General features: G+C 66.1%; 14 protein-coding genes. 3 read left to right on the top strand and 11 right to left on the bottom strand.

Annotated elements, in window-relative coordinates:
• Nucleotide 1: 1 nt before the first annotated feature.
• Nucleotides 2-670: an ABC transporter ATP-binding protein gene (locus A9971_RS14295; protein WP_125063907.1), complete on the bottom strand. Its 669-nt coding sequence runs from the start codon at nt 668-670 to the stop codon at nt 2-4.
• 164 nt (nt 671-834) lie between these two features.
• On the opposite strand from A9971_RS14295, the gene A9971_RS14290 reads away from it, so the two are divergent.
• Nucleotides 835-1,383: a YniB family protein gene (locus A9971_RS14290; protein WP_041117234.1), complete on the top strand. Its 549-nt coding sequence runs from the start codon at nt 835-837 to the stop codon at nt 1,381-1,383.
• Between the two features lie 44 nt (nt 1,384-1,427).
• Here A9971_RS14290 and A9971_RS14285 read toward each other — a convergent pair whose 3' ends face one another.
• The 10 genes from A9971_RS14285 to pedF form a co-directional block, all read right to left on the bottom strand.
• On the bottom strand, nt 1,428-3,155 hold the full coding sequence (locus A9971_RS14285) for a NahK/ErcS family hybrid sensor histidine kinase/response regulator (protein WP_183000101.1): 1,728 nt from the start codon (nt 3,153-3,155) through the stop codon (nt 1,428-1,430).
• Nucleotides 3,139-4,302, bottom strand: coding sequence for an alcohol dehydrogenase-like regulatory protein ErcA (gene ercA, locus A9971_RS14280; protein WP_041117232.1), 1,164 nt, complete (start codon nt 4,300-4,302; stop codon nt 3,139-3,141). The genes A9971_RS14285 and ercA overlap by 17 nt, the downstream gene beginning before the upstream one ends.
• Before the next feature lie 582 nt (nt 4,303-4,884).
• Nucleotides 4,885-5,799, bottom strand: coding sequence for a pyrroloquinoline quinone biosynthesis protein PqqB (gene pqqB / locus A9971_RS14275; protein ID WP_183000100.1), 915 nt, complete (start codon nt 5,797-5,799; stop codon nt 4,885-4,887).
• Nucleotides 5,800-5,860: 61 nt separating this feature from the next.
• Nucleotides 5,861-5,932, bottom strand: coding sequence for a pyrroloquinoline quinone precursor peptide PqqA (gene pqqA, locus A9971_RS14270; protein ID WP_011060521.1), 72 nt, complete (start codon nt 5,930-5,932; stop codon nt 5,861-5,863).
• Nucleotides 5,933-6,207: 275 nt separating this feature from the next.
• Nucleotides 6,208-7,728, bottom strand: coding sequence for an aldehyde dehydrogenase family protein (locus A9971_RS14265; protein WP_015635021.1), 1,521 nt, complete (start codon nt 7,726-7,728; stop codon nt 6,208-6,210).
• Between the two features lie 288 nt (nt 7,729-8,016).
• Complete coding sequence (gene pedH, locus A9971_RS14260) at nt 8,017-9,792, bottom strand: PQQ-dependent alcohol dehydrogenase PedH (protein WP_183000099.1); 1,776 nt, start codon at nt 9,790-9,792, stop codon at nt 8,017-8,019.
• Nucleotides 9,793-10,023: 231 nt separating this feature from the next.
• Nucleotides 10,024-10,953 carry a quinoprotein relay system zinc metallohydrolase 1 gene (locus A9971_RS14255; protein WP_053157526.1) on the bottom strand — a complete coding sequence of 310 codons (930 nt, stop codon included), beginning with the start codon at nt 10,951-10,953 and terminating at the stop codon, nt 10,024-10,026.
• A gap of 35 nt (nt 10,954-10,988) precedes the next feature.
• Nucleotides 10,989-11,753 (bottom strand): quinoprotein dehydrogenase-associated SoxYZ-like carrier, encoded by a 765-nt coding sequence (locus A9971_RS14250; protein WP_183000098.1) that lies wholly within the window; start codon nt 11,751-11,753, stop codon nt 10,989-10,991.
• Nucleotides 11,754-11,761: 8 nt separating this feature from the next.
• Nucleotides 11,762-12,637 (bottom strand): ABC transporter substrate-binding protein, encoded by an 876-nt coding sequence (locus A9971_RS14245; RefSeq protein ID WP_183000097.1) that lies wholly within the window; start codon nt 12,635-12,637, stop codon nt 11,762-11,764.
• A 5-nt stretch (nt 12,638-12,642) separates the two neighbouring features.
• On the bottom strand, nt 12,643-13,104 hold the full coding sequence (gene pedF, locus A9971_RS14240) for a cytochrome c-550 PedF (RefSeq protein WP_183000096.1): 462 nt from the start codon (nt 13,102-13,104) through the stop codon (nt 12,643-12,645).
• A gap of 253 nt (nt 13,105-13,357) precedes the next feature.
• On the opposite strand from pedF, the gene exaA reads away from it, so the two are divergent.
• Together exaA and A9971_RS14230 are read left to right on the top strand one after the other, a co-directional pair.
• Nucleotides 13,358-15,253, top strand: a complete 1,896-nt coding sequence (exaA, locus tag A9971_RS14235; protein WP_183000095.1) for a quinoprotein ethanol dehydrogenase — start codon at nt 13,358-13,360, stop codon at nt 15,251-15,253.
• A gap of 78 nt (nt 15,254-15,331) precedes the next feature.
• Nucleotides 15,332-15,991, top strand: coding sequence for a pentapeptide repeat-containing protein (locus A9971_RS14230; RefSeq protein WP_183000094.1), 660 nt, complete (start codon nt 15,332-15,334; stop codon nt 15,989-15,991).
• Nucleotides 15,992-16,019 lie beyond the last annotated feature (28 nt).

Here is a 16,019-nt window from a genome sequence, read left to right as displayed (position 1 = left end):
CTCAGGCCCCGCCCGCTGCGGCCAGGCGGCCACGCTGCAGGACCACGGTGTGTTGCAAACGGCTGGCCACGCGCTGGCTGTGGGTCACCATCAGCAAACTGGTGGGGCTGTCGGCCAGCAATTCCAGCAGCAAATCCAGCACCTGGTCACTGGTGGTTTCATCGAGGCTGCCGGTGGGCTCATCGGCCAGCAACAGCCCGGGCCTCGACGCCAGGGCCCGGCCCAAAGCGACCCGCTGCTGCTGGCCGCCGGACAACTGTTCGGGGTAGCGGCGCAGCAAGTCCCCCAGGCCCAGGCGCTCCACCAACTGCGCCTGCCAGCGCGGATCGAAGCGCCCGGCCAGGCGCGCCTGGAAGCCCAGGTTGTCCTCGACCCGCAAGCTGCCGATCAGGTTGAACTGCTGGAACACCAGGCCGACTTCGGTGCGGCGCCAGTTGGCCAACTGGCTTTCGCTCATGCGCTCCAGGCGCTGGACGCCGATGCGAATGCTGCCGGCATCCACCCTGTCCAGCCCGGCCACCAGGTGCAGCAAGGTGCTCTTGCCGCTGCCGGATTCGCCCATCAGCGCCAGGCTGCTGCCCTGCCCCAGGTGCAAATCGACACCCTGCAGCACCGCCAGCGGCCCCTGGGGGGTGGCATAGCTCTTGAACACTCCTTGTACTTCCAGCATGGGCTGACTCGTCCGACCTGAAGGGGGCTCAAGGATAACCCGTGTCGCCCATGGCACCAGCGCAAACCTGCAGCGCGGCAACCGATGAACCAGGGCGCGCCCCTATCGCCCAGCGGCCACGGAATATAGTATTGCGGCCCGTTTGTTCATTGCAGGAAGCACCCATGACCTACACCAGGGCCCAATTGCAGTACCGGCTGTACATCGCCGCAGGCGCACTGTTGTTTACCGGTGCCTTGATCTCGACCTTTTTCTCGACCCTGAAAATGCTCTACTGGCGCCTGGACAGCTACACCACCATGGCCTCGACCATCAACCGCCCGATCAAGTATTTCGTGTACCAGGTCAATGCCAACACCCAGCCGCTGAACTGGTTCTGGGACAACAGCCCGACGCCCAGCTTCCTCGACCTGAGCTACTCCTCCCACTGGAAATTCCTGGTGATCTACTTGCTGATCTTCGTCGGCGCGGCGCTGTTCGCCACGGGCCGGGGGATGATACGCAAGGTCGAAGAAGTCGAGCCGCTGATCGAGGCCCAGCTCCAGGCCCCGGTGGAGGAAGGCGTCCCCGCCAAGACCCTGCAACAGCTGGAAGACTCGACCCTGGTGGGCAAAGCGCCGTCGTTCTTCAGCCAGACCCGCCTGCTGGTGGTCTGGCCCCTGGGCTGTGCGGCGGTCTACCTGGGCTTACTGTGGATGCTGGGCATCATCTGAGCCCCGCGCCGGCGCATCGATTTAGCCGCAACCCCTTGCCACCGCTAGCCCAACAACTGGCTGAGCACGGCCCGCAACTTGCCCGGCTTCACCGGTTTGTTGAGCAGCGGCGCGCCCAGTTGCTGCAAGGCGCGGCGGCACTGGTCGCTGCGGTCGGCGGTGATGATCACCGCCGGCAGCGGTTGTTGGAAATGCTCGCGCAAGCGCCTGACCACCTGGCAGCCGGTGACCCCGTGATCCAGGTGGAAGTCGGCCAGGATCAACTCCGGCGCCCGGCCCTGCAACACCTCCATGGCCGCGGCCTGATCGGTGGCGGTCAGCACCTCGCAGCCCCACTGGCCGAGCAGCGCGGCCATGCTTTCAAGAATGCTCAACTCGTTGTCCAGCACCAGCAGGCGCCGCCCCGGCAGCGGGTTGCCGGTGCCCGGCTGCGGTGCCTGCTGGCTCAAGGGCAAGGGCACCCGGGCCGCCAGTGGCACCTCGATGCTGAACCGCGAACCGTGCCCCGGCCGCGACGCTACCTGCACCCGATAGCCGAGGATCTTGGCGATGCGCTCGACAATCGCCAGCCCCAGGCCCACCCCTTTGCGGTCGGCGGCGCGGCCTACATCCAGCTGGTTGAATTCAAGGAAAATCGACTCCAGGCGGTCGGCGGCAATGCCGCGCCCGGTGTCCCACACCTCCAGCCGTAACTGGTCGCCGCGACGGCGCGCCGCCAGCAGGATACTGCCGCGCTCGGTGTAGCGGCAGGCATTGCTGAGGAAGTTGCGCAGGATCCGCGTCATCAGCCGCAAGTCGGTGAACAGGGCAAAGTCACCGAAGCGCACCCGCAGCCCCAGCCCCGCCGCCTCGGCCACCGACTGGAACTCGGAGACCAGGGGCGCGAGCATTTCATCCAGGCGGTAGGTGGCCAGGTCCGGCTTCACCGCCGCCTGATCGAGCCTGGAAATATCCAGCAGGTCGGTGAGCAGGTCCTCGGCGCCTTCCAGGGCCTGGTGGGTGCGTTCCACCAGCAGTTGCTCCGGGGCCGGCAGGCTGCGCTCGCGCAGGGTGGAAATCAGCAGGCGTGCGGCATTCAGAGGTTGCAGCAGGTCGTGGCTGGCGGCGGCCAGGTACTTGTCCTTGCTGCGGTTGGCCGCCTCGGCGGCGTCCCGGGCCTCGCGCAGGTCGCGCTCGATGCGCTCGCGCCGGGCGATCTGCTGCTGCAGGTTGCGGTTGGCGTCCAGCAACTCATCGGTGCGCGCCGCCACCCGCTGCTCCAGCTGGTCGTTGAGCTGTTCCAGGTGCTGCTGGGCCAGCTTGCGCTCGGTGATGTCGGCGACGAACCCTTCCACCAGCCCGTCCTGGTCGGGCTTGAGCAACAGGTTCATCAGCACATCGATGCTGCTGCCGTCCTTGCGCCGCAGCTGGGTTTCGTAACCCAGCAGGCTGCGCTGGTTCTGCAACTGCTCGCCGATGGCCGCCAGTTCCCCGGCGCCGCCCACGAACAGGTTGCCCGCCAGGTCGGCCAGGGAAAACAGCACTTCCTGGGGGTCCTGATACCCCAGCATGCGCGCCAGGGCCGGGTTGGCGGCACGCATGCCGGCCTGCAGGCTGGCCTGGAAGATGCCGTGCACCGCGTTCTCGAACAGCCACTTGTAGCGGTTGCGCTCGGTTTCCAGGTCTTCCAGGCGCGCCGCCAGTTCCGGGTAATGGCTCTTGCGCGCCGAGTGGTTGCCCAGGCCCAAGAGCCCGGCCAGGGCTCGTTGCTGTTCGTCAGAGGGCCTCGCCATAGACCACCTCGACATCACGCTGGCTGGATTCACGAGGGTTGGTGAGGATGCATGGGTCGCCCATTGCGTGCTGCGAGAGGAACGGAATATCGCTGCTGCTGACCCCATGCAGGCCCAGGGTCTCGTGGAAGCCGATAGAGCGCTTGAGGGCGATCAGGTGCTCCACCAGGCGCCCGCAGATCTGTCGCTGGTTGAGCCCGCGGCAGTCGATACCGAAAGTCTCGGCAATCACCTTGAAGCGCTCCGGCGCCGCGCTGTAGTTGAAGGCCACCACATGCTCCACCAGCACCGCGTTGCACAGCCCGTGAGGCAGGTCGAGAAAGCCCCCCAGGCTGTGGGACATGGCATGCACCGCGCCGAGGATGGCGTTGGAGAACGCCAGCCCGGCCTGCATGCTGCCGAGCATGATCTTCTCGCGCAGGGCGATATCCGCGGGGTTGGCGATCATCTGCACCAGGTTGCCGTTGATCAGGCGCATGGCTTCCAGGGCGTGGGGATCGGTCAGCGGCCCGTGGCCGGTGGAAACGAACGCCTCGATGGCATGCACCAGGGCGTCGATGCCGGTGCAGGCGGAAAGGAAGGGGTCCATGCCCTGGGTGGTTTCCGGGTCGATCAGCGACACATCAGGGACCACCGCCTTGCTGACGATGGAGAACTTCATCCGCTCCTGCTGGTTGGAGATGATCACGAACTGCGAGACATCCGCCGAGGTGCCCGCGGTAGTCGGGATCATGATCAGCGGGGGGCTGGGCATGCGGATGGTGTCCACCCCCTCGAACTCGAGGATGCTGCGCCCGTGGGCGGCGACGATGCCGATGCCCTTGCCGCAATCCATGGGGCTGCCGCCACCGACCGCGACGATCACATCGCAGGCGTTTTCCCGGTAGATCTGCGCGCCGTGCATCACCTCCTCCACCCGCGGGTTGGGCGACACCGCGCTGTACAGGCAGTACTCGACGCCCTGGGCCAGCAGGCTGGCCTCGACATCGGCGACCCAGCCGGCGGCGATCACCCCGGGGTCGGTGACCACCAGCACCTTGCGCGCACCGAAGGTCTTCGCATAGTTGCCGACGTTGTGCCGGCAACCGGCGCCAAAGATGATTTCCGGAGAGACGAACTTGCGCAGCAGACTGAGATTCTGGCCCATGGGGGAAGCCTGTTTTCTTATTGTTCTGGAGAAGAACGCCAGCCTAAAGCATCCGTTGCTGAAAGCAATCCGACCATCGGCGGACTTCGCAGCCTCGGCAGCGGCTACAGGCCATGTAGCCGCTGCCGCAGGCTGCGAACGGCACGAAGGGCCGCAGCGTGCTTGAGGCCGCTGCGGGTTCGGTGGGAGATGGTCAGGCAAGGCCCTGCGGGCCTTTTCGCAGCTTCGCCAGGGCTCAGCAGCGGCTACAGGGCCAGTGCCGATCCGAGGTTGGTGTAGCCGCTGCCGCAGGCTGCGAACGGCACGAAGGGCCGCAGCGTTCTTGAGGCCGCTGCGGGTTTGGCGGGTGATCGCCAGGCAAGGCCCTGCGGGCCTTTTCGCAGCTTCGCCAGGGCTCAGCAGCGGCTACAGGGCCAGTGTCGATCCGAGGTTGGTGTAGCCGCTGCCGCAGGCTGCGAACGGCACGAAGGGCCGCGGCGCTCTTGAGGTCGCTGCGGGTTTGGCGGGAGATGGTCAGGCAAGGCCCTGCGGGCCTTTGCGCAGCCTCGCGGGCTCGGCAGCGGCTACAGGGACCGGGTGGCGTCAGAGATGGATGTCCATGCCGTCATGCGCCACTTCGATGCCGCGGCGGGTCAGTTCGGCGCGCTCGGGGGAGTCCTCGTCGAGGATCGGGTTGGTGTTGTTGATGTGGATCAGCACCTTGCGCGCCCGAGGAAAGCGCTCCAGCACCTCAAGCATGCCGCCGGGGCCGCTTTGCGCCAGATGGCCCATTTCGCTGCCCAGCTTGTCGCCCACTTCACACAGGCGCATCTCGTCGTCGCGCCACAAGGTGCCATCCACCAGCAGGCAGTCGGCGCGCTCCATCCACGCCAGCAGGGCCTCATCCACCTGCCCCAGACCCGGGGCATAGAACAGGCTGGCGCCGCTGCGCCGGTCCTCGATGAACAGGCCGATATTGTCCCCCGGGTGCGGGTTGCCGCGATGGGGCGAATACGGCGGCGCGCTGCTGCGCAGGGCAATCGCCCGCAGCGCGATGTCCGGGCAGGCCGGCAGGCTGAATTCCCGGCCATCGAGGTGGATGGGCTGCCACTGCAAGCCGCCGTTCCAGTGGCTGAGCATGTTGAACAGGGGGAAGCCGCTGCACAGGTCCTGGTGGACCATCTCGGTGCACCAGACCTGATGCGGGCAGCCTTCGCGCAGGCTGAGCAGGCCGGTGCAATGGTCAATCTGGCTGTCCAGCAGGATCACCCCGGCCAGGGCGGTGTCCCGAAGCTGTCGAGCCGGTTGCAGCACCGCAAAGGACTCCAACTGCTGGCGAATGTCCGGGGAGGCGTTGCACAGGATCCACTCGCTGCCCTGGTCGCTCAGGGCGATGGACGACTGGGTGCGGCGCCGGGCCCGCAGCGTGCCGTTGCGCACGCCGGCACAGTTACGGCAGTTGCAGTTCCACTGGGGAAAACCGCCCCCCGCCGCGGAACCGAGAATGCGGATATGCATGACGTGCTCCTGAAGGGCAAAAGGCTCCGGCCGACACCAGTACCGGCCGGAGCGGGACGGCTCAGCGGTTGGCGAAGTACATGGTCACTTCAAAGCCGATACGCAGGTCGGTGTACGCGGGTTTATGCCACATGGGGTCAAGCCTCTTGTTGTGCCGGGGGATTCCGGTAGCGGCATTAATGCACGGGGAGCGCGGGGGCCGAATGCTACTTTGGGACGAACCGGCGGGGTGCGTTGGTAGGGGGAAATGGGGGTGGTCTTGCGGGCCTCTTCGCCAGCAAGCTGGCTCCTACAGGGTTGGCGGTGCTGCGCCCACAACGCACACGGGGAGGTGCCCACCCATGAGCCCTCCCCGTGTCCGTCCCGCACAAGCGCGGTGGCACCCAACCCCCGCGCCTGTTGTTGCCCTTAGAAAAAGCCCAGGGGATTGATGTCGTAGCTCACCAGCAGGTTCTTGGTCTGCTGGTAGTGGTCGAGCATCATCTTGTGGGTCTCGCGGCCCACCCCGGATTTCTTGTAGCCACCGAACGCGGCGTGGGCCGGGTACAGGTGGTAGCAGTTGGTCCACACGCGGCCGGCCTTGATCGCCCGCCCCATGCGGTAGGCGCGGTTGATGTCGCGGGTCCACAGCCCGGCGCCCAGGCCGAACTCGCTGTCGTTGGCGATCGCCAGGGCCTCGGCTTCGTCCTTGAAGGTGGTCACGCCCACCACCGGGCCGAAGATCTCTTCCTGGAACACGCGCATCTTGTTGTGGCCCTTGAGCAGGGTCGGCTGGATGTAATAGCCGCTGGCCAGGTCACCTTCCAACAGCTCGGCGGCGCCACCGGTGAGCAGCTCGGCGCCCTCCTCCTGGGCGATCTGCAGGTAGGAGAGGATCTTCTCGTACTGCTGCTGCGACGCCTGGGCGCCGACCATGGTCTCGGTGTCCAGCGGGTTGCCGCGCTTGATCTTGACGATCTTCTTCATCACCTCGGCCATGAACGGCTCGTAGATCGACTCCTGGACCAGGGCCCGGGATGGGCAGGTGCAGACTTCCCCCTGGTTGAAGAACGCCAGCACCAGGCCTTCGGCGGCCTTTTCGATGAACTTGGGTTCGGCCTGCATGATGTCTTCGAAGAAGATGTTCGGCGACTTGCCGCCCAGTTCGACGGTGGACGGAATGATGTTCTCGGCGGCGCATTTCATGATGTGCGAGCCCACCGGGGTCGAGCCGGTGAAGGCGATCTTGGCGATGCGCTTGCTGGTGGCCAGGGCCTCGCCGGCTTCGCGGCCAAAGCCCTGGACGATGTTCAGCACCCCGGCCGGCAGCAGGTCGGCGATCAGCTCGGCGAAGACCATGATCGACAGCGGGGTCTGCTCGGCGGGCTTGAGCACCACGCAGTTGCCGGCGGCCAGGGCCGGGGCGAGTTTCCAGGCAGCCATCAGCAGCGGGAAGTTCCACGGGATGATCTGCCCGACCACGCCCAGGGGTTCGTGGAAATGGTAGGCGGTGGTCAGTTCGTTGATCTCTGCGGCGCCGCCTTCCTGGGCACGGATGCAACCGGCGAAGTAGCGGAAATGATCGGCGGCCAGGGGCACGTCGGCGTTGAGGGTTTCGCGCACGGCCTTGCCGTTGTCCCAGGTTTCGCTGACCGCGAGGATCTCCAGGTTCTGCTCGATGCGGTCGGCAATCTTCAGCAGCACCAGCGAACGGTCCTGGGCGCTGGTCTTGCCCCAGGCATCGGCGGCGGCATGGGCGGCGTCCAGGGCCTTGTCGATGTCCGCGGCAGTGGAGCGCGGGAATTCGGCGATCACCTCACCGTTGACCGGCGAGGTGTTGCTGAAGTACTGGCCGTCCACCGGCGGCACGAACTGGCCACCGATGAAATTGCCGTAGCGTGGCTTGAAGGACACGACGGCGCCTGGGGTTCCGGGTTGTGCGTAGATCATGCTGAGCCTCTGCTGGTCGAGGCCTGTCCGACGACAGGCGATGGACCGATGGTAGAGAGCCCCGCGTGCCGGACGAATGCATCGTTGGCAGGGGGGGCTCTCGTCATTTGGTCGTAGGTTGATTGCCCTGTGCGGGAGCCGGCTTGCCGATGAAGGCGCTCTTGCGGGCCTCTTCGCCAGCAAGCTGGCTCCTATGGTCGGCAGGGATATCGCGAGGGTTTTGTAGGAGCCGGCTTGCCGGCGAAGGCGGTCGTGCGGGCGCCTTCGCCGGCAAGCTGGCGCCTACGATCAGCGTTTGCTCACCAGCTCCTTGGGCAGTTTGAAGGTCCAGAGCATGCCGCCCTGGTTGAAGTCCTTGACCCGCTTGGCCACTTCGCCGCCCCACAGCGGCACCGCACCGCCCCAGCCGGACAGCACCGAGACGTACTGCTCGCCGTCCATTTCCCAGGTCACGGGCGAGCCCAGGACCCCGGAGCCGGTCTGGAATTCCCAGACCTTCTCGCCGGTCTTGGCGTTGAACGCCTGGAGGAAGCCCTCAGGCGTGCCGGTGAACACCAGGTTACCCTTGGTGGTCAGCACCCCGCCCCACAGCGGCGCGAAGTTCTTGTGGCGCCAGACTTCCTTGCCGCTGATGGGGTCGATGGCCCGCAGCACGCCGATGTAATCCTCGTTCAGCGGCTTGATGGTGAAGCCCGCGCCGAGGAACGCCGCGCCCTTCTTGTAGGCGATGCCTTCGTTCCAGATGTCCATGCCCCATTCGTTGGACGGCACATAGAACAGCCCGGTGTCGCGGTTGTAGGCCATGGGCATCCAGTTCTTGGCGCCGAGGAAGGCCGGAGCGACGAACACCGAGCTGCCCTTGGCTTCGCTACCCGGGGCGCCAGGGCGGCTGGCCTCGTTGTAGATCGGCCGGCCGTTCTTATCCAGGCCGGTGGCCCAGGTGATCTTGTCGACAAAGGGGAAGCCGCGGATGAATTTGCCGTTGGTGCGATCGAGCACGTAGAAGAAGCCGTTGCGGTCGGCGGTGGCGGCGGCCTTGATCTCCTTGCCGCCTTCCTTGTAGTTGAAGGAGATCAGCTCGTTGACGCCGTCGAAGTCCCAGCCGTCGTGGGGGGTGCTCTGGAAGTGCCACTTGATGGTGCCGTCGTCCGGGTTCAGGGCCAGGCGCGACGAGGAATACAGGTTGTCGCCAGGGCGCAGGTGGGAGTTCCACGGCGCCGGGTTGCCGGTGCCGAACAGCAGCAGGTTGGTTTCCGGGTCGTAGTAGCCGCCAAGCCACGGCGCCGCGCCACCGGTCTTCCACAGGTCACCCGGCCAGGTCTTGCCCGCCTCGCCACCGGAAATGCCGTTCTCGATGGCCTTGCCGTCCTTGTACACGTAGCCCATGTGGCCTTCCACGGTGGGGCGCATCCACAGCAGCTCGCCGTTTTTCGGGTCGTAGGCCTGGATCTTGCCGACCACGCCGAACTCGCCGCCGGCCACCCCGGTGATCAGCTTGCCGTTGACCATCATCGGCGCCGCGCTGATGGAATAACCCTCTTTGTGGTCGGCGACCTTCTTGCTCCACACCACCTTGCCGGTGTCCTTGTTCAGGGCCACCAGCTTGGCGTCCAGGGTGCCGAAGAACACCAGGTCGCCGTACAGCGCCACGCCGCGGTTGATCACGTCGCAGCAAGGGCGGATGTCGTCCGGCAGGCGCGCGTCGTACTGCCAGAGCTTCTTGCCGGTGCGCGCGTCCACCGCGAACACCCGCGAGTAGGAACCGGTCATGTACATCACCCCGTCCTTGATCAGCGGCTGGGCCTGCTGGCCGCGCTGCTTCTCGCCGCCGAAGGAGAAGGCCCAGACCGGCCGCAGCTCCTTGACGTTATCGACGTTGAGGATATCCAGCGGGCTGTAGCGCTGGCCCTGGACGCCCAGGCCGTTGGTGACGATCTGCTCAGGGTTCTTCGGGTCCTGGAGGATCTCTTCATCGGTGACGGCGGCCAGGGCCGCGCTGGACAGCAGCATGGCGCTGAGCACCAGGCTCACGGCGAAAAAGGGACGACGTGGGGGTTGGGTCATGACGGCTACCTCGGCGGTTATTGTTGTTCCCGGGAAATTTTCCCGGTCTGCCGGGAATTCTTGGTCCCGGCCTGCCTGCCAACAATTGCCCGCAGTGCGGAGTTTTCTAGTTCCTTGGTACAGGAGCGGCCGCCGCCCCCTACAAAACCCCACGCGCTATCCCTGCCTACCGTAGGAGCTGGCTTGCCAGCGAAGAGGCCCACAAGATCGCCTTCGCCGGCAAGCCGGCGCCTACAGACCGTCGATACGCTGCAGGCGCTGGCGCTCGTAGCGCGGGTACAGGTGGCTGACGCTGCGGATCAGCTCATAGCGGGTCAGGCTGATGCCGGCAAAACGCTCGGGGATCGGGCGGCGGATCATCTCCGCCATGTCGTCGCCCTGGGCGGCGCCGTCGCGCATCAACCCGTCCAGCCAGCCCAGGTAGTCACGCATCTGGGCAAAGGGCGCCGTATCGCTGGCCACCGGGCCATGACCTGGCACGATCAGTTTCCACGGCAAGGCCTGCAAGGTGTCCAGGTCCTTGAGCCAGGCCCCGAGCCCCGGGCTGTTGGGGGTGGTCAGCGCGCGCTCGTAGAACACCAGGTCACCGGCAAACAGCACCCCGGTGTTCTCGTCGAGAATCGCCAGATCAGCGCCGGTGTGCCCACTCAGGCCCAGCAAGCGCAAGCGATGCCCGCCCACCTCAAGCACCCCGGGCTCAAGCACCTGGGTCGGCAGCACCACCTCGGTGCCGCGCATCCAGTCGCCGACCATGCGGTACATGTTCTCGGCCATGGCCTCGCCCTGCTGGCGCAGCAGGTCGCTGGTGCCGGCCAGGGCGCCGATGGGCACGTCGCCAAAAGCCTGATTGCCCAGCACATGGTCGGGGTGATGGTGGGTCAGCAGCAACTGGATCACCGGCTTGTCGGTGGTGGCGGCAATCGCCCGGCGCAAGGCTTCGCCGTAGCGTTTCGACGGCCCGCTGTCGATCACCACCACCCCGCTGTCGGTGACGATGAAGCCGGTGTTGACGATGTTGCCGCCATTGGCCTTGGCGAAGTTGTCGGTGCTGCCTTCCAGCAGCCAGGTGCCCGCGGCGATCTGCCGGGGCTTGAGTGGATAGTCCAGGTCGGCCCGGGCCGGCAGGCCCAGGCACAGCAGCAACAGCAGGATCCAACGCATGGCGCGCCTCGGCTCGGGTGGGTCAAAGGATGCGGTCAGGGCAGCCTGGCCTCGAACTGGTTGCCGCTGTTGTCGCGCAACAGCAAGCGGGTCTGCCCCGGCCCCTGGATATCGAACGCCAGGTTGGGGTTTTCGCTGACCGCCGGGAACAGTTCGAGGCTGGCCAGGCGCTGGTCGTTCTGGTCGCGCAATTCGGCGTGGTTGAGAAAGAACTCGGGGACGCCGCTGACCAGGCCGTTGTCCATCGGGTGGGACACTTGCAAGCGCAGGCGGCTGGCATCCCCACGGGGATAGCGCCCGCCCAGCACCTCGCCGATGTGCTCCTCCCAGCCGGGCTGGGTGCGCACCACGCTGGGGGCGGTACAGCCGCCGCCCGCGGCATCGATCAGGGTCGAGCCCACGTGCCACAGGCCATCGCGGGTCAGCACCGCGGCGCGCAGCGGCGTGGCCTGCTCGATACGGATGCGGATCGACAGCCAGGGCAGCACCCGCTCCCCCGGTTCGAAATCGACGATGCGCGGCAAGGGGTTGAGCTCGGCCCAGGCAAGGATGCGCACCACCTCGCCGCCAAAGGCCCGAGCGTCGATTTCCAGGGGCACCTGCCGCGCATCCTCGGCAAAGGGCGGCGCCAGCAGCTTGACCCGGTCATCGAAGACGAACGCCGCGCCCCCCAGCAATTGCTTGTGGTAGAAGGCCCACATCACCGAGGGCACCGGGTCCGGGGCCTGCGGATCGGCGGCCAGCGCCGGGGTCGCCAAGGGCAGCCAGCACGCCAGCAGACAGGTCGCTCGCCAGTTCATCGCAGCTCCTATTGATACATCTCTGGGACCTCGTAACGCAGGCCATAACGGGCGTACAGCGCCTGCAGGCGACCGTCGCGGATCAGCCCTTCCAGGGCCTCTTCCACGGCATAGGCCAGCTGGCGGTTGCTTTCATGCACCGCCATGCCGATCTCCCACACCTGCTTGCCCATGTTCGGGTAGGCGTTTTCCGCCAGGGCCAACTGCGGATCAGCGGCCTGATGCAGCTGCCAGTCGATCTCGCCGCGCATGGCCATCACCGCGTCCACCTGCCCGGCCCGCAAGGCGCCGAACGCCTGTTGCACGCTGGGGTAATGGTGGGTCTTGGCACTGAGCATGCCGTTGAACACCGAGGTCAGGTAGAACGACGGCACGCTGTCCACCTCGACACCAATGGGGTGCTCCTGGAACACCGCGACACTGGCCACCGCATCCAGCCGGCGGCGGTCGAATGCCACCTGCCAGCGCTCCTCCTGATAGGGGCCGAACATCACCACGTGATCGTTGGCCAGCTCCCCCAGTTCGTTGCGTTTTTGCGCGTAGTCGTGGTCGTAGGGCACGCGCATCATCAGGTCGGCCAACTGCTGGTGGCGCAGCGGGCTGCCGCGCCAGATGTAGTCCCGCAAATCGTCGTCGAGCTTCTCCCCGGGGGGCGCCCAGATCAGTTGCAGGCGCACCCCCAGGGCCTCGGCCAGGGCTTGCGCCAGCTCCACGTCGACGCCTCGGGGCTGGCCCTGGTCCTCGAAGCTGTAGGGGGCAAAATCCTGGTACACCGCCACCTTCAGTTCACCGGAGGCGATCATCGTGTCGTAGTTGCGCACCTCGGCCTGGGCCGTGGCGCAACACAGCAGCAGGCCAACCAGGAACAGGGCGAAGCGGCCCATGGCGATCACTCCTCGACGCGCACGCTGTCCAGATAGGTGCGCACCGCCCACAGGGCTTCCTGGCTCAGGTAATCGGCCATCTTCGGCATGTACACCCGGCCATCGCGCACCGCGCCGTGGCGCACCCGCTCGACGAACCATTCATCCCCGGCTTCGCCGGCGTCGAGCATGCGCAGGTCCGGGGCGATACCGCCGGACTTGGCTTCCAGGCCATGGCAGGCGGCGCAGTTCTGGTTGTAGGCCGAGGCGCCGATTTCCACTGCCTTGTCGTGCTCGGGCGAGGTGCGGTACGGGTTGACCGAAGCCCAGCCGTCGCCATCGACGCTCACACCGGCATCCTTGATCGGCGTCAGGCCCTGGGTTTCCACCGCCTGGGGCACCACGTTGCCATGGGCCCATACGGCACCGGTGGCCAAGGCACCGGTCAGCAGCCCTACCGCGAGCAAGGCGTTGCGTTTTGTTGTCATTGTTATGCCCTCAAGATTGCACGCAAGACCTCAATACAGAGGCCATGGCGCCATCTTAGGAACAGCCGGCGGGCGGCCGTATGCTGCTTTGGTGGCCGCGCCCTACTCCCTTGGTAGTAGGGCTTGTGGCGCGGGCCTAAATCAGGTGCCGCCCGGGAACTATTCCCGGCAAGGGCGGGACTTTTTCCGTATCTCAACACCCGTCCCGGGGCGGACCCTAGTCAGGCCAAAACCTCCACTGGGAACTGCAACCATGACAATAAGATCGCTCCCCGCCCTTTCCCCCCTGAGCCTTGCCGTCCAGGCCCTGCTGCTGGCCGGCAGCCTGTCCCTGGGCGCGGCGGCCACAGCGGCCACCGCCCCGGCGGCACCTGCCGGCAAGAACGTGACCTGGGAAGACATCGCCAACGACCACCTGACCACCCAGGACGTGCTGCAGTACGGCATGGGTACCAACGCCCAGCGCTGGAGCCCCCTGGCCCAGGTCAACGACAAGAACGTGTTCAAGCTGACCCCGGCCTGGTCCTACTCCTTCGGCGACGAGAAGCAGCGCGGCCAGGAATCCCAGGCCATCGTCCGCGACGGCGTGGTCTACGTCACCGGCTCCTACTCACGGGTATTTGCCCTGGACGCCAAGACCGGCAAGCGCCTGTGGACTTACAACCACCGCCTGCCGGACAACATTCGCCCGTGCTGCGACGTGGTCAACCGCGGTGCGGCGATCTACGGCGACAAGATCTACTTCGGCACCCTCGACGCCCGGGTCATCGCCCTGGACAAGAACACCGGCAAGGTGGTGTGGAACAAGAAGTTCGGCGACCACAGCGCGGGCTACACCATGACCGGCGCCCCGGTGCTGATCAAGGACAAGACCAGCGGCAAGGTGCTGCTGATCCACGGCAGCTCGGGCGATGAATTCGGCGTGGTCGGCCAGCTGTTCGCCCGCGACCCGGAGACCGGCGAAGAGGTGTGGATGCGGCCCTTCGTCGAAGGCCACATGGGCCGCCTGAACGGCAAGGACAGCACCCCCACCGGCGACGTCAAGGCGCCGTCCTGGCCCGACGACAAGACCACCGAAACCGGCAAGGTCGAAGCCTGGAGCCACGGCGGCGGCGCCCCTTGGCAGAGCGCCAGCTTCGATGCCGAAACCAACACCATCATCGTCGGCGCCGGCAACCCCGGGCCGTGGAACACCTGGGCGCGCACCGCCAAAGACGGCAACCCCCACGACTACGACAGCCTGTACACCTCGGGCCAGGTCGGCGTCGACCCGAGCACCGGCGAAGTGAAATGGTTCTACCAGCACACGCCGAACGACGCCTGGGACTTCTCCGGCAACAACGAACTGGTGCTGTTCGACTACAAGGGCAAGGACGGCAAGGTGGTCAAGGCCACCGGCCACGCCGACCGCAACGGTTTCTTCTACGTGGTGGACCGCAACAACGGCAAACTGCAGAACGCCTTCCCCTTCGTCGACAACATCACCTGGGCCAGCCACATCGACCTCAAGACCGGGCGCCCGGTGGAAAACCCAGGCCAGCGTCCGGCCAAGCCGCTACCAGGTGAAACCAAGGGCAAGCCGGTAGAAGTCTCGCCGCCGTTCCTGGGTGGCAAGAACTGGAACCCCATGGCCTACAGCCAGGACACCGGGCTGTTCTACATCCCCGGCAACCAGTGGAAGGAGGAGTACTGGACCGAGGAAGTGAACTACAAGAAAGGCTCGGCGTACCTGGGGATGGGCTTCCGTATCAAGCGCATGTACGACGACCACGTCGGCACCCTGCGCGCCATGGACCCGACCACCGGCAAGCTGGTCTGGGAGCACAAGGAACACCTGCCGCTGTGGGCCGGGGTCCTGGCGACCAAGGGCAACCTGGTGTTCACCGGCACCGGCGACGGCTTCTTCAAGGCCTTCGACGCCAAGACCGGCAAGGAGCTGTGGAAATTCCAGACCGGCAGCGGCATCGTCTCGCCGCCCATCACCTGGGAACAGGATGGCGAGCAGTACATCGGCGTGACCGTGGGCTACGGCGGCGCGGTGCCGCTGTGGGGCGGCGACATGGCCGAACTGACCAAGCCGGTGGCCCAAGGCGGCTCGTTCTGGGTGTTCAAGATCCCGAGCTGGGATAACAAGACCGCCCAACGCTGATCATCCCCGCCTTGTCTGTGGCGAGGGAGCCCGCTCCCTCGCCACACCCGCCTTCACTCCAGCCTGGAGAACCGCACCATGAACTACCTGCCCCTGGCCCTGCTGCTGAGCCTCTCCCCCGCCTTGGCCATGAATGTCGACGACGACGGCAACGATGTACCGCTGACCGTCAACGGCTGCCTGATCGCCGAATCCAGCCAATGCCCCGGCGCCAACCTGCGTGGCGCTAACCTCGCCAACCAGGACCTGCGCAAGATGAACCTGGCCGGCGCCGACCTCTCCGGCGCCGACCTGCGCCACGCCCAACTGGACCTGGCCAACCTGGAAAAGGCCCGCCTGCAAGGCGCCAACCTGACCCGCGCCAGCCTGCAACAGAGCAACTTGCGGCTGGCGGACTTTACCGACGCCAAGCTGATGGCGATCCAGGGCTGGGGTCTGTTTGCCCAGGGCGCGCAATTCGAAAAAGCCGACCTCAGCGCGGCCTACCTGCAATTTGCCCGCCTGTCCGGGGCCAAACTGCACCAGGCCAACCTGCAAGCGGCGGATCTGGAGATGGCCTGGTTGAGCAAGGCGGATCTGCAAGGGGCCAATCTGAGTGATGCCAATCTGCAGGAGGCCAAGTTTGGCGAGAGCAATCTGGAACGCGCCGATTTGCGCGGGGCGCGGCAGCATTATGGGAATTTTCAGGATGCCAATATGGAGGGGTGCCGGGGGTGTCCGGGGACGTGGGATAAGTAGGGGGTTGGGGGTATGTTCGGTGCTGCGG

It is taken from the genome of Pseudomonas sp. UME65 (assembly GCF_014170225.1).
GTDB classification, from domain to species: Bacteria; Pseudomonadota; Gammaproteobacteria; order Pseudomonadales; family Pseudomonadaceae; genus Aquipseudomonas; species Aquipseudomonas protegens.
Note: the sequence above shows the minus strand (reverse complement) of the source record. Positions and strands in the feature narration are given on the sequence as shown.